Source organism: Sphingomicrobium nitratireducens (assembly GCF_026157035.1).
Classification (GTDB): Bacteria; Pseudomonadota; Alphaproteobacteria; order Sphingomonadales; family Sphingomonadaceae; genus Sphingomicrobium; species Sphingomicrobium nitratireducens.
The window spans coordinates 1,499,962-1,513,994 of sequence record NZ_JANJZA010000001.1 but is presented as its reverse complement, the minus strand read 5'-3'; the positions used below and the strand labels follow the sequence as shown (position 1 = coordinate 1,513,994).

General features: G+C 65.2%; 8 protein-coding genes. 4 read left to right on the top strand and 4 right to left on the bottom strand.

Going from position 1 to position 14,033, the window contains the following annotated elements:
* Window positions 1–107 precede the first annotated feature (107 nt).
* Window positions 108–3,107, bottom strand: a complete 3,000-nt coding sequence (locus NNY25_RS07815; protein WP_265570785.1) for a TonB-dependent receptor — start codon at window positions 3,105–3,107, stop codon at window positions 108–110.
* A 164-nt stretch (window positions 3,108–3,271) separates the two neighbouring features.
* On the bottom strand, window positions 3,272–4,273 hold the full coding sequence (locus tag NNY25_RS07810; RefSeq protein ID WP_265570783.1) for a LacI family DNA-binding transcriptional regulator: 1,002 nt from the start codon (window positions 4,271–4,273) through the stop codon (window positions 3,272–3,274).
* 254 nt (window positions 4,274–4,527) lie between these two features.
* On the opposite strand from NNY25_RS07810, the gene NNY25_RS07805 reads away from it, so the two are divergent.
* The 4 genes from NNY25_RS07805 to NNY25_RS07790 all read left to right on the top strand — a co-directional run bounded on the left by NNY25_RS07805 (window position 4,528) and on the right by NNY25_RS07790 (window position 11,219).
* Window positions 4,528–5,808, top strand: coding sequence for a sugar MFS transporter (locus tag NNY25_RS07805; protein ID WP_265570782.1), 1,281 nt, complete (start codon window positions 4,528–4,530; stop codon window positions 5,806–5,808).
* Window positions 5,805–8,255, top strand: coding sequence for a glycoside hydrolase family 3 protein (locus NNY25_RS07800; RefSeq protein ID WP_265570781.1), 2,451 nt, complete (start codon window positions 5,805–5,807; stop codon window positions 8,253–8,255). Before NNY25_RS07805 ends, NNY25_RS07800 begins: the two co-directional genes overlap by 4 nt.
* 142 nt (window positions 8,256–8,397) lie before the next feature.
* A complete protein-coding gene (locus tag NNY25_RS07795) occupies window positions 8,398–9,435 on the top strand; it encodes a TIR domain-containing protein (protein WP_265570780.1) in 1,038 nt (345 codons plus the stop codon).
* Window positions 9,436–9,503: 68 nt separating this feature from the next.
* On the top strand, window positions 9,504–11,219 hold the full coding sequence (locus NNY25_RS07790) for a hypothetical protein (protein WP_265570779.1): 1,716 nt from the start codon (window positions 9,504–9,506) through the stop codon (window positions 11,217–11,219).
* Here NNY25_RS07790 and NNY25_RS07785 read toward each other — a convergent pair whose 3' ends face one another.
* Window positions 11,220–11,666 (bottom strand): ion channel, encoded by a 447-nt coding sequence (locus NNY25_RS07785; RefSeq protein ID WP_265570778.1) that lies wholly within the window; start codon window positions 11,664–11,666, stop codon window positions 11,220–11,222.
* 10 nt (window positions 11,667–11,676) lie between these two features.
* A complete protein-coding gene (locus NNY25_RS07780; RefSeq protein ID WP_265570777.1) occupies window positions 11,677–13,962 on the bottom strand; it encodes a serine/threonine protein kinase in 2,286 nt (761 codons plus the stop codon).
* Window positions 13,963–14,033: the final 71 nt, after the last annotated feature.

The following is a 14,033-nucleotide window of genomic DNA, read 5'->3' as shown; positions in this document are numbered from 1 at the left end:
ATCGTGGGTTCGCGCGCTGGCCTAGCATCTTGGAAGCCGGGCAAAAAGATGGGCAGTTCCGCGCGATTGCGGAACTGCCCGATCTTTTGTCTGGCGCTACATCGTTCCTAGAACTTGTAGCGGGCTCCGAGCGCGAAGCGCGGCTTGCCTTCCTGATAGAAGTTGAGCGTGCGATCGTTGCGGCGGTGGCCGCGACGGTCGTCGCCGAGCAGGTTGATGGCTTCGCCGAACACGGTGATGTGGCTGGTCACCTCGTAGCTCATGCTCGCGTCGAGCTGGCCATAGTCCTCGATGTAATAGGGGAAGTTGCCGGCATAGGTGCTGCCGATACCCCCGAAGAACTTGTCGCGCCAGTTGTAGGCGAGACGGGCCTGGAAGCCGTTCTTGTCGTAGAAAGCGACCACGTTGGCGCTGTCCGACAGGCCGGTGAGCGCGAACTGGCTCTCCGAATCCGGCACGAGGTCGTCATACTCGGCATCGCCCTTGACAATGGTGTAGTTGAGGATGACGCCGAAGCCCGTGTCCCAGAAGTTGTGCTGAAGCGCGAATTCCCAACCGTGGATCTTGGCGGTCTGGTCGGAGTTGACCGGCACGCCCAATGCGAAGCTGATCGGCTGGTCTTCACCCGGAATGCCGAAAATCCGACCCGTCGTGAAGCCTTCGATATTCGTGCCGGTGATCTCGCACGTGTCGGGCGTACAGGCGTTCTGGAAAATCCACTCGCGGACTTCCGCGACATCGGTCGGGTCGGCAACCGCTGCACGCGCCGCATCGGCACGCGGGCCGAACAGCGGGTGGGGCAGGTTGGCATAGTTTTCGAACACCGTCGTAGTGGTGATAAAGTTCGAGACGTTCTTGTGGAAGAAGCCGACTGCGAGATAGCTCGCGTCGTCATAATACCACTCTGCCGAAAGATCGATGTTCTTCGAGAGGTAGGGGAGGAGGTCGGGCGCACCGCGCGCACCGATGCCGCCAGCCTGGTTGAAGTTCGACGCGACCGAAATGCCGCCCTGCAGGTTGGCGTAGTTGGGACGCGCGAGCGTCTTCGACCAGCTGGCGCGCAACTTGACGTCATCGACCGGTTCGATGTCGAAATCGATCGCCGGAAGCCAGTAGTCATACTCGCCCGTCAGCTCGGTGAAATCGGCCTCGTCCTCGAAATAGATGGCAAATTCGTTGGTGCCGACCCAGGCTGCTTCGCCCGTGGGGATGGGCGACAAGGCGTTGCTGGTGATCTTGGTTTCTTCGTAGCGAACACCTGCGTGGACGTTGACCGGCACGGTGCCTGCGTAGAATTCGAGGTTGGCCTCGATATAGGCGGCCGTCGTGTCTTCCTTGACGCGACTGTCATACTGGTAGGGCGCAAGGCAGGAGCCACTGGGTCCGCCGCACGTGTTGTAGAGGCCTTTGATCAGGTCGACATATTCGGCGAAGTCGTACTTGAGATAGATCGGCACGACGTCGCTGGACTCGTCGAGACCGCTGAACTTGTCGGTCACGGTTCCGACCGTGAACAGGTCGTCGGGAAGGTCGCTGGGCGGACCCGCGCCGCCCCAGCTGTCCTGCTGGATAAAGCCGTAGGCCGAACGAACTTCATTTTCGACCTTGCTGAAGCCGAAATCGACCGAGTCGAGGAAGTTGCTGTCGAACTCCCAGGTGCCGCCGGCCTGATACTGCTGGATATCGGTACGCTGCAGGCCGTTGCGGAAGCTGTTGCCCGTCGCGAACACGCCCGAGGGATCGTAGGGATCGGACCCGGCATTCTCGACGACCGAGATGATCGGGACCTCGCCTTCGAAATTGATCGTCTGCTGGTCGATCCCGAGGATCGCGGTGCTGACGATGGCGTCGGTGCCGTAGGGGCTACGCGGGCCGGTCTCCGACGAAGAATCGTGGAAATCGGCGAATAGCGTCAGGCCGTTGAAGATTTCATATTCGAGGTTGAGGCCGAGCGAGTTCAGCTCGGTCTCGTTCTTGGCGTACTGCGCCTGGTACGAGAAGTCCGACGGCGAATCGAACGTTTCCGAGTAGAACAGCGGACCCGCGAGCGGACCGTCGGTCCAGCTGCTCGTCGTGTTACCGTGGTTGAACCAGATGCTGGTCCGGGCGAGAGCGGCTTCGACGCGCGTGCGGGCGAAGGTGTAGTCGGCGGTCGCGGTCAACCCGTCGATCGGGCGGAACTGCAGCACGGCCTGGCCATTCAGGCGCTCGCGGTCGATGTCGAGGAAGTCGTAATTGCCGTTTTGCGGGACCGAGTAGAGATCGCCATCGCCCGGATCGTTGGTGATGCCCACGCCCGCCTGGTTGAGCGTGCCCCAGTCGTTTTCCCAACCGTAATAGGGCCCACGCCATTCGCCGACGGTGGCACTGTTCACGCTGGCCTTGCGGTCCTGATAGGTGCCCGAGAGCATGATGCCGACCTTGTCGTCGGCGAACGTGTCGCTGAAGATCGCCGAGATTTCCGGCGTGATCGGATTTCCGTCGTTGCGCGACGTGTCGTAGACGCCCTTGACGCCGACCGAACCGCGGAAGCCCGGCGCGTCGAGCGGACGGCCGGTGTGGATGTTGATGAGCGAGCCGATGCCGCCCGACGGGACGCTGGCGCGACCCGATTTGTAGACCTCGACGCGCGCGATCGATTCGGCCGCGAGGTTGGCGAAGTCGAACGAGCGGCTCGAGGGCGGGGTGCAGCAGTCGCCGAGCGTCGAGGTCGGCATCTGGCGACCGTTGAGGGTCACCAGGTTGAATTCGGGGCCGAAGCCGCGGACCGTGACGAACTGACCTTCGCCGTTGGCGCGGTCGATCGAGACGCCGGTGATGCGCTGGAGCGACTCGGCGAGGTTGGTGTCGGGGAACTTGCCGACGTCTTCGGCGGTGATCGCGTCGACGATACCCTGCGCCTCGCGCTTGAGATCCATCGCGTCCTTGAGCGACTGGCGGATACCCGTGACGACGATCACATCGTCATTGGCTTCCTGGGCAGCATCTTCCGAAAGATAGTCGCCGCCCGGGTCCTGGGCGTAGGCGGTTGCCGGCATGGCGGCGAGCGCCGCGATCGAAGCGCCGATCAGAAATTTCGTGGAACGGCGAGAAACCAAAGTCTTCATCAGGAAAGCCCCCTCTCCAAGAGCAATTCGTCATGCATGCGCGAAACCCCCGAGCATGCGGTTGTGCGACGCTACAAATGCATCATTGTCCCGCCGTGTCAATCAGATTGACCTATAGGACAATTGCGGATGTCCGGATTCTTACGCGTCATGTGTCCGAAATGTTACACGGACTTGGGGGCAGGTCCCGTCGACGCGCGCACAACGAGCTCGTGCGGGAGGATCACCGACTGACCACTCGCCTCGCGGCCGCGGCTCGCCAGGCGCACGGCCGATTCGGCCATCCGGTTGAACGGCTGTGACACGGTGGTCAGTGCGGGCCACATCGTCTGCGAGATCGGGGCATTGTCGAACCCGGCCACGGACAGGTCGCGCGGCACCTCGAGCCCGAGCTTGTTGGCGACCATCACGACGGCGGCCGCCATATCGTCGTTGGCCGCGAAGATGGCGGTCGGGCGGTTGGGGGCCGACAGCATTTCCTCGGCGACATCGAGCGCGTCCTTGAAGTGGAACTTGCCCGTCTTCACCAGCGACTCGTCGAAGCTGGCGCCCGGGGTTCGGTCGAGCGCGGCGCGATAGCCCTGCTGGCGCAGGACGGTGGCGACATGGCCCTGGTCGCCGGCGATGTGGCCGATGCGGCGATGGCCGAGATCGATCAGGTGCTGGGTGACTTCCATCGCCGCGGCACGGTCGTCGATATAGATCGAGCTGGCTCCCTCGACCGGGCTGGAGGGGGAGATCAGCACCGTGTTGACGCCGCGCTGGCGCAGCAGGTCGTGCAATTCGGGCGAATCGCACATCGGCGGGACCAGCACGAGGTCGCGTACCTGCGTGCGATCGAGATAGGCCTCCATCTGCTCGCGCCAGCCCGAGCGACACTCGTCGAACAGTTCCACCGCGAGGTAACGCTGCGCCTGCGAGCAGGCGGCCAGCATCGCGTGGTTGAGACGCGCCTGGTAGCCGCTCGAGGGATCCGAATACAGCATGCCGATCGAACGGGCGATCGCGCCGCGCCGCGGGACTGCCGGGCCGTAGCCTACCGCGTTCATCGCGCGCTCGACCTTTTCCCGCGTCGCCGGGCTGATGTGCGGAAAATCGTTGATGACGCGCGATACCGTCTTGGCCGAAACCCCCGCCTGCTTGGCCACGTCATTGATGGTCGGCACGCCCCGTCTCCCTCTTGCGCCTGAGCTCCGGATGTCTCGCTATGGCCCGGCCTTGTCCCGGGCAAGACCGAATTGGCGCTTGACTTTGTCCTTTACGAGACAATTATGACGACAATATTGTCCTGTCAAAGATTTCTATCGGACAGGTCGGGGGAGCCCTAGGGACGAAAAGGCGCCGCGCGAGTGATTCGCGCAGCGCCGTTCGGCCCGCCGGGCACGCATTTCCTGAAGGGATGCGAGACATTGAGGAGAGAATGATGGTCGGTAATGCGACGCTCGGTGACGCCGCGGTCGGAGAGGGGGCAGGCACGAGCCATCGCGCGCTGTTTCTCCTGTCCCTGTTCCTGTTTTTCGCGTGGGGCTTCGCCACGGTCCTGATCGATATCCTCATTCCCAAGTTCAAGGGGCTGTTCGCCCTTTCCTACGCCGAGGCGATGCTTACCCAGTTCGCTTTCTTCCTGGGCTACTTCGTCTTCTCGCTGCCCGCCGGCTACATCGTCGCCAAGCTCGGTTACATGCGCGGCATCGTGACGGGTCTGCTGGTGATGGCGGGGGGCGCGCTTCTCTTCATCCCGGCAGGCTCCGCGGCCCTCTATCCGGGCTTCCTCGCGGCCTTGTTCGTGATGGCGGCGGGCATCACTATCCTGCAGGTCGCCGCCAACGCGGTCATCTCGATCGCGGGCGCGGCCGACACCAGTTCGGCGCGCCTGACGCTTGCGCAGGCATTCAACAGCCTCGGCACCTTCATCGGCCCGTACGTCGGCGCGCGCCTGATCCTCGAAGGCGCCCATGAAGCGCCCGGCACGCTCGACGCGGCGGGACGCGCGGCCGAACTGGCCCCGCTCCAGGGGACCTATCTCGCGATCGGCTCGGTGCTGCTGGTGCTGGCCGCGATCTTCTTCATCAAGCGCAACATGCTCGACGAGAGCCTGCGTCCGACACCGCCCGAGGGGCTTGGTCTCGACCTCTTGGCCGACCGCCGCCTCCTATTCGGCGTCATCGCCATCTTCACCTATGTCGGCGCAGAAGTATCGATCGGATCGATCCTGGTCAGCTATTTGTCGCAGGACGCCGTGCTCGGCACCACCGAGGCGACGGCGGGCAAGCTCGTCATGCTCTACTGGGGCGGCGCGATGGTCGGTCGTTTCATCGGCGCGGGACTGTTGTCGCGCATCCATGCCGGCACCTTGCTGTCGCTGTTCGCGCTGACCGCGATCGGGCTTGCCATCCTGTCGGGCATGAGCACCGGCATGCTGGCGGCCGGCTTCATCCTCGCCATCGGACTATTCAATTCGATCATGTTCCCGACCATCTTCAGCCAGGCGGTGATCGGGCTCGGCAAACGCGCCAGCCAGGGCGGCGCGCTCTTGTGCATGGCGATTGTCGGCGGCGCGTTGCTGCCGGTTGCGACCGGGCTCGTCGCCGACGCGGCGGGCCTGGCCACTGCACTCATCGTGCCGATCATCGGCTACAGCTGGATCGTTTTCTACGGTCGCTGGCTGGCGGGACACCGCGTGGCCGGAGAGAGCGAATGATGCGCAAGCTGCTCGCAGCCGCTTCCCTCCTCGCGCTGACCGCGTGCGCCGCGACCAGCGAGCCGGTGCTCGAACCGCTCGCTCCGCCCGCCGCAGACGACAACACGGGGTCTCCTACGCTGACGGCCGAGCAGGCGGCGCGGGTCGAGGACCTGCTGTCGCGCATGACGCTCGAGCGCAAGGTCGCCCAGCTGGTCATGCCCGATATCAGCAGCGTCACGCCCGCCGATGTCGAGCGTTACCGGTTCGGGACGATCCTCAACGGCGGCAATAGCGGCCCCTACAAGGACGACCTTGCACCCGCGCCCAAGTGGTTGCAGCTGGCCGACGAATTCTGGGAAGCGACCACTAAGCCGCTTCCCGATGGCGAACCGTCCATCCCGATCCTGTGGGCGGCCGACGCCATGCACGGCCATTCGAACATCGTCGGCGCGACCATCTTCCCGCACAATGTTGGGCTCGGCGCGACGCGCGATCCCGACCTGTTGCGCCGCATCGGCGAGACGACCGCCGAGGCGATCCGCGTGACCGGGCAGGACTGGACCTTCGCGCCCACCGTCGCGGTCGCACGCGACGACCGCTGGGGCCGCGCCTACGAGAGCTATTCGGAAAATCCCACGCTCGTTACCGAGTTGGGGACCGCGATGGTGGTCGGCCTGCAAGGCCCGCGCGGAAGCGATGCGTGGCTCGGGCCCAACCACGTCATCTCGACCGCCAAGCATTTCTTCGGCGACGGCGGCACCGGTGGCATCGACCAGGGCGATACGGTCGGCGATCTGGATGAACTCAAGGCGATCCACGCAGCGCCTTATCCCTCGGCGATCGATGCCGGCGTTCTGTCGATCATGTCGAGCTTCTCGAGCATCAATGGCGAGAAGCTGCATCACTCCAAGGAACTGCTGACCGACTATCTGCGCGGCGACCTCGGTTTTGGCGGATTGGTCGTCGGCGACTGGAACGGTCACGGCCAACGCCTCGGTTGTACCAATGCCGACTGCCCGGCGTCGCTGATGGCTGGACTCGACGTCTACATGACGCCCGAAGACGCTCCGGCGATGGTCGACAATCTCGTTGCGGATGTGCACGACGGCACGTTGCCGATGGCGCGCGTCGACGAGGCGGTGCGCCGCGTGCTGACCGTCAAGATGCTGGCCGGCCATTTCGATCAGGTCGCTCCGTCGAAGCGCCCGTTGGCTGGCGAATGGGGGCGGCTCGGTTCGCCCGAAAGCCGCGCCCTCGCGCGCGAGGCCGTGGCCAAGTCGATGGTGCTCCTCAAGAATGACGGCGTATTGCCGTTCAAGGCGGGCGCGAACCTGCTGGTCGCGGGTGAAGCCGCCGACGACGTCGCGCGCGTTTCGGGGGGTTGGACGCTGAGCTGGCAGGGCGGGGGCGACCTCACCAATGCCAACTTCCCGGGGTCGACGAGCCTCTACGCCGGCATCGCCGCGGCCGCGGCCCAGTCGGGTGGCAGCGCGACCCTGTCGGTCGACGGCAGCTACGACACTCGTCCCGACGCCGCGATCGTGGTGTTCGGGGAAAAGCCCTATGCCGAATTTGTCGGAGACCGGAAGGATCTCGTCTTCCGCGACGAAGAAGGCCTCGCCCTGCTGCGCACTTACCGCGAAGCCGGCATCCCCACGGTGGCCGTGTTCATCACGGGGCGCCCGCTGTGGGTCAATCGGGAGCTCAACCTCGCCGATGCATTCGTCTCGGCCTGGCTGCCGGGGAGCGAGGGTGCAGGGGTGGCAGACACGCTGTTCGGCGCCAAACCATTCAGCGGGCGACTCTCTTTCTCTTGGCCCGGCGACTGCCGCGCCACCGCAATCAATGCGGGCGACGAGGGCATCCTCTTCCCTTATGGCTATGGCCTCTCGGGCACAGGCGGACCCGGCACGCTCGATGAAACCTGTTCGCTCCTGGCCGAAAGCGGTGCGGGCGATCTTGCGATCCTGACCAACGGCAAGCTTGGGGAAAGCGTCTCGGTGATCGGCTATTCGCCGGCCGGCTCGTCGCCGTTTCGCGAGTTGAAGGGCGATGCAGGCGCAGTGCGTTCGATCGCCGTCGACGCCAACGCCCAGGAAGATGCTCGTCGCATCACGTTCGAAGGCGAAGGTGCCGTGTTATTCACCATGGACCCGGTGCCCAGCGCCAGCGAAGGAAACGAGCTCGTGCTTAGCATCAACTATCTGGTCGACGAGCGGCCCGAGGGACGCGTGCTGATCGGGGTGAATTGCGATGGGGCCGCATGCGAGCGGGAGTATGACATCACCTCCTCTGTCGCCAACGCAGCGCAGAAGGGTTCGCGCGGCCTGTTCCTCTCGGAAGCCTGTCTGGCCGGGCTCAACGGCAGCGACACGCTCGCCCTGCGCGCGACCGGCAAGGCCGACATCACTATCTCGGGCATGCGCCTGTCGTCATCCGAGAAGGGGGTCGCCTGCGTCTTCTGATCCGCGAGATTCCCTGTATTGCGCCGAAACTTGATGGACGTTAAGGTTTCCATCGAACGGCAGCGGGGCGGGCCTGCCGACGGCTCCGCACCCTGTCTTTCTTCGAAGGGCTGGATCGTCGTCGGCTAGGCTTGGGGACCAATTGTCGGGACCGGATATCTTCATTTCCTACGCGCGTGCCGATCGCAAGTTCGCGAGCCGGTTCGCGGGCGCCCTCGCGCAGGAAGGGTTCAGCGTCTGGTGGGACGCCGCGCTCCATAGCGGCGAGACCTTCGACGAGGTGATCGAAGCCAAGCTGCGCGCAGCCAAGGCGATCGTCGTCCTCTGGTCGCCACGTTCGGTCATCTCGCGCTGGGTGCGCGCGGAAGCGACTCTCGCCGACCGTTCGAACAAGCTGGCCCCGGTCATCATCGAGGCGTGCGACCGGCCGATCATCTTCGAGCTGACCCACACGTCCGACCTGTCGCACTGGGACGGGGACACGACCGACGGTGCGTGGAACATGTTCGTCAAGGATCTCCACCGCCAGATCCGAAGCCGCGAGGCGTCGGGCGGTGGCGGTGGGCCGAGAGAGCCCGACATGCGCGTACCACCCGCGCCGTCGCGCCCCGCGCCCGACGAGGACTATCCGCGCCCGCCTGCGCCCGAAGGCGAATATGCGCGTCGCCATGCCGCACCGCCGCCCGAAGACATTCCGTACCGGGGTTTTACGCCCCCGCAGCGCGATCCCGAGCCGGCACCCGCACCGACCGCCGCGCCGCCTCCGCCCATGCCGGAACCCGAGCCGGAAGAGGAATATGAGGCGACGCAATTCTATACGCGCGGCGACGGCGAGGACCCCTTCGCCAACGAGGACCGGCACGTCCTCGCGCTGATGGAAGGTGACGAGATGCTGATGGAATTCACCGTCGGCCCGCTCGGCGCCAAGATCGGGCGCTCGCCACCGGCGGAGATCGTCCTCAAGGACCGGCGCGTGTCGCGCACCCATTGCACCTTGTCGTTCGAAGACGGGAAGATGGTACTCACCGATCTCCAGTCGACCAATGGCACGTTCGTCGACGGCGAACGCGTCGAGGCGCCGGTCGCGCTCGAAGACGGTGCGAGGGTGCTTATCGGCAATTGCCTGCTCGTCTATTCCGTCCGGTCGAGCGCGGACCAATCGGGCCAAGCCGCCTCTTGATCGGCAAGCATCCCCCCCGACCGTTGCTCACGCTCAATGTCGGGATCACCGGACATCGGGCCCACCTGTTGAGCCCGAAGCTCATTTCCGAGCTCGAACATCATGCGCGCGACGTGTTCGCGCGACTGAAGACCGCGACTCTCAACGTCCACCGCGACGAGGCGGAAATCTTCGCGCCCGAGGATCCCGTGCTCCGGCTGCACACCCCGTTGGCGACCGGCGCGGACCAGATCGCGGCGATGGCGGCGCGCGTCAACGGCTACCGCGTGCGCGCGATGCTGCCCTTCGCCATTGCCGAATACGAGAAGGATTTCGCCGACCCCGCGGAGCTGGCCGAATTTCGCAGCCAGCTCGAGGCGACCGACGAACGCTTCGCGCTGCCCGGCACGCGCGAGATGGGCGACGAGGCCTATGTTCGGGTCGGCAAGGCGGTGATCGCGGCGGCTGATATCCTCGTCGCCATCTGGGACGGCGGAGAAGGGAACGGGCCGGGCGGCACGGCGCACGTCGTCGACCTCGCATTGAGGGCAGGAGCCCCCGTGCTCCAGCTGATCGTCGATCACGAAGGCGACACGGTGACGGGACGGCGGCTGATGGTCGGCGGCGACGCGATCGAACCGATCGAGGTGCCGCTCGACGGACAGGCCGACTACGACAAGCTGGTCCGGACCACGCTGGCGCCGCATTCCGAGATCGGTCGGCAGGAGATCGCGACCTTCTATTCGGAGACGGAAAAGCGCACCAACTGGCGGATCGAATATCCGCTCATGCTCGCGCTTCTTCGCGTCAAGAAACTCGGCAAGCCGTGGCGGCAGAGCTCGATCCAGGACGACATCGACTATGAATGGTCGGCGGTTCGCGAGAGCTTTCCCGCCTCGGCCCGGATGCCGCTCGAACGCGCCTATGGCTGGTCGAACTTCCTCGCCATCCGCTACGCCCAATTCTTCCGCTCGGGGCACGTCACCAACTACGCGCTGTCGGCGCTGGCGGTGTTCATCGCGCTGACGGGGCTGATCTTTCCCGCCGCCAAGCTCTATCTCGTCGTGGCGGAACTGAGCACGATCGGACTGATCTATCTCAACACGGGTTCGGGCAAGGACGGGGACTGGCACCGGCGCTGGCTGCAGTATCGCCACCTTGCCGAGACACTGCGCCCGCTCGTCTATCTCAAGCGCACGGGTGTTGCGGGGCCGCCGTTCCGGTCCGACTACATCAAGGGCCCGCTGCACCGCGAGGCGGGGGCCGACTGGACCCGCTGGTACGCCTCCGCGATCTGGCGCGAGATGACGAGCCCGACCGGCGAGACCGGGCCGGAGACGATCCGCAAGCTCGCCGACCACGTCATCGAGGAACAGGTCAAGCCGCAGGCCGCCTATCACCGCGTCAATGCGGAGCGGATGCATCACCTCGACCACAAGCTGCACGAAGTCGGCAACTTCCTGATGGGCGCAGTGATCGCGGCCTGTTTCCTGTTCATCGTCGGCTATTTCATCGACGCGCACGCGGTGAAGAAGGTCACCAACTATTTCGTGCTGATCACCGCGGGCCTGCCGGCGGCGGGCGCCGCGGTATTTGGCCTTCGCGGGCACGGCGAACACCTTCTCGCGTCGAGCCGATCGGCCAACAGCGCCAACGCGCTCGACCGCAACGCGCGGCGGCTCGCCGAACTGGACGAGATCGACAAGCTGGCGCGCGAACTCGAGCGCACCGCCGCGATCATGCTGTCGGATCTCAACGAATGGACGACGAGCTACCGCGAGAAATCGCTAGAGGTCCCGGCCTGATCAGTCGTCGCTGAGCTCGGTCCAGAAACGTTCCATCATCAGGTAGGTGAACGAGGCGCTCCACGCGATGAGGACGAGGCCGTTCAGCGCCTCGACGCCCGCCACGATGCGGATCGGCCCGTGCGGCAGGATGTCGCCGATGCCGAGCGTCGTATAGGCCGACATCGAGAAATAGAACCAGTCGCTCAGGAGGTTCATCTCGGTGCCTTCGATCCCGGTGAGGTGGCCGAAACCGCTATAATGCATGTAGACGAAGCCGGCGACGTACAGCATCGCCTCGACCAGATGCAGCGCGAACAGCGCGAACAACACGATCAGCAACGGGTGGTGGATCTTCGCGAACGGCTTGCTCGTGATGTGCGCGAGCCGGCGCAGGGCGACGAAATGGACGAAGAAACAGACCGTGACGAGCAGCGTCGACATGGCCAGCGCAACGAACGTCTCCACGTGAATCCTCCTACTGCGCCTGGGCGGAACGCCGCTGCAGGAACTGCAGGTAGGTCTTGGTCTGGTTGGCCTGCGCGATCAGCCGGTCGGCGTCTGCCGCCGTGCTGATGCCGCGGAAGCTGTTCTCGAGCGTGTTGAGATAGGTCTCGTATTCCTTCGCGGTGACCACGTTGGACTGGCGCAGGTCGTAGGCGGCCTGCTCCTGCGGCGTGGCGCTGCCGCCAGGCTTCTTGCCCTTGGCCATGCGCTTGACGTCGTTGGCGATCGCACGGGCCTGCGAGATGACGCCTGCGAACTGCTGGCGCTTGGCCGCCGAGATGCCCACTTCGACCGGGGCGGCCACAGGGGCAGCCGTCGTGGTCGTTGTCGTCGGCGCGGCAGTGGTGTTGGCGGCCGGCGTCGCGTCGCGGGTCGTCTCTTCCTTCTTGGTATCGCGTAGGCGGCCCGCGGCGGCGCCCGCTGCGGCAAGGTTGCGCGTCTGGGCAAGGGCCTGGCGCGCCGCGTTGATCGCGTCGGCGGCGTTGTCGGCTTCGGTGGCGGTCGTGGCTGCGGCCTTCACGGCTTCGACGGCCGCGTCGATGCGTCCTGCGATGGTCCGTTGTTCGGCCGTCAGGCCGCGGCGATTGCGCAGCCAGGCGGCGCTTCGTGCGTAGCGGGCCGCACTTCCGTCGGCGCTTTCGCCCAGCGCGGAGGCGAAGTCGGCGCTCGTCTTGCGCGCGAGTTCCATCATGTCGTCGGCCATCTTGTTGGCGGCTTCCGCTTCGAGACCTTCGAGCCGTTCGGCTTGCGCCTGGAGCCGTTCGGCCGCCTCGGCAACCGGCGTCACCACGTCCTCGGCGACGTTGGCCGCCTCGGCGTCCTCGACCAGCGCGGCAAGGGCAGGGGCGAGCGCGTCGGCGCCCTCGATCTCGAGCGGGACCTCAAGGTCGTTCGCCGCGTCCGCAATCTCGATCGGAGCCGCATCCTTGTCGCCGCCACCGCCGAGGACCGCATAGCCGATCCCCGCGATCGCCAGCGCGCCGATGGCGCCGCCCGCGATCAACGGCACTTTCGACTTCTCGCCGGTCTTGGCTTTCTTCTTCTTGGGCTTCTTCTCAGGCTTGGGCGCCGGTTCGGCAGGCTTGGGAGGCTCTTGCGCCTTGGCCGTCGTTGCCGCCGCCGCCGCGCTCGCGGCCGCCGCAGCGCTGGCCTTGGCAGCCGCCTCGGCAACCTTCTTTTGCGTTTCTTCCTTCTTCTCGCCCTTGGTCTGCTGGCCCGCGCCCTTGAACTCCACTTCCTCGGGCTTGTCGGGCACCTTGGAGGAAGGAGTGGGGGTCGGCGCTGGGGTTGCGACATGGACGATCTCGTCCGCATCGGAAGCCATCGGCGCGATGCGGGTTGCCTCGTCGTCCTCGGGCTCGGGCGCGGTCGCCGCGCCATCGAACATCGGCAGCCACTGCTTGATCGACTGCGGGCGATCGGACGGCTTGATCGCCATCGCAGCATCGATCGCGGCGAGGAAGGCCGGCGAATATCCCTTGATCTTGCGCTTGGCGAGCGGCTCGCCCGCATCGCCGTGCATGCGCTCGAGCACCTCGGGCGGCTTCTCGCCCATCACGCATTCGTACAGCACCACGCCGAGCGCGTAGACGTCGGTCCATGGGCCCTGCTCGTAGGTCTTCACATATTGCTCGATCGCCGCGTAGGGCGGGGTGTGGAAGGTGACCTTGGTGCTCGTCGCCTGGCCGCTTTCGAAGCGCGCCGAGCCGAAATCGATCAGCACCGGGCGCCCGTCGTCGTTGACGAGGATGTTGGGCGGCTTGATGTCGCGGTGGAGGACGCCCACGCGGTGCGCACGTTCGAGCCCCTCGGCGATCGGCAGAACGAGCGCGCGCAAGGTCGCCTCGTCGAACTTCTTGCCGTCCTTGATCATCTTCGAGAGCGACATGCCGTCCTCGAAGTCCATCACCATGTAGGCGGTGCCGTGGATCTCGAACAGCGAGCGGACCGACACGATATTGGGGTGACGTGTCGGGGTGGAGAGGTTCCAGAGGAGCTTGGCTTCCTCGACGAATTTCTTGAGGCCCAGCGCGTGCACTTCTTCGGCATCGCTGTCGATCGGGACGACCGTATCGTCCTCGTCGCGCTCGCTGATCGAGCTGGGGAAATATTCTTTGATGGCGACGAGTTCGTCGAAATAAATGCCGCGACCCTTGTACACGATTCCGAAACCGCCGACGCCCAGCACCTGCTCCAGGCGCCATTCGCGCAGGACCGTCCCGGACGGTAACGCCTTGTTACTATAGGCCTTGTTCACTGCCGATGCCCCCAATGCAATCCTGCAATAATATAAGAAATTGCACGATCTCCGCGAAATTTCTAGTCTTC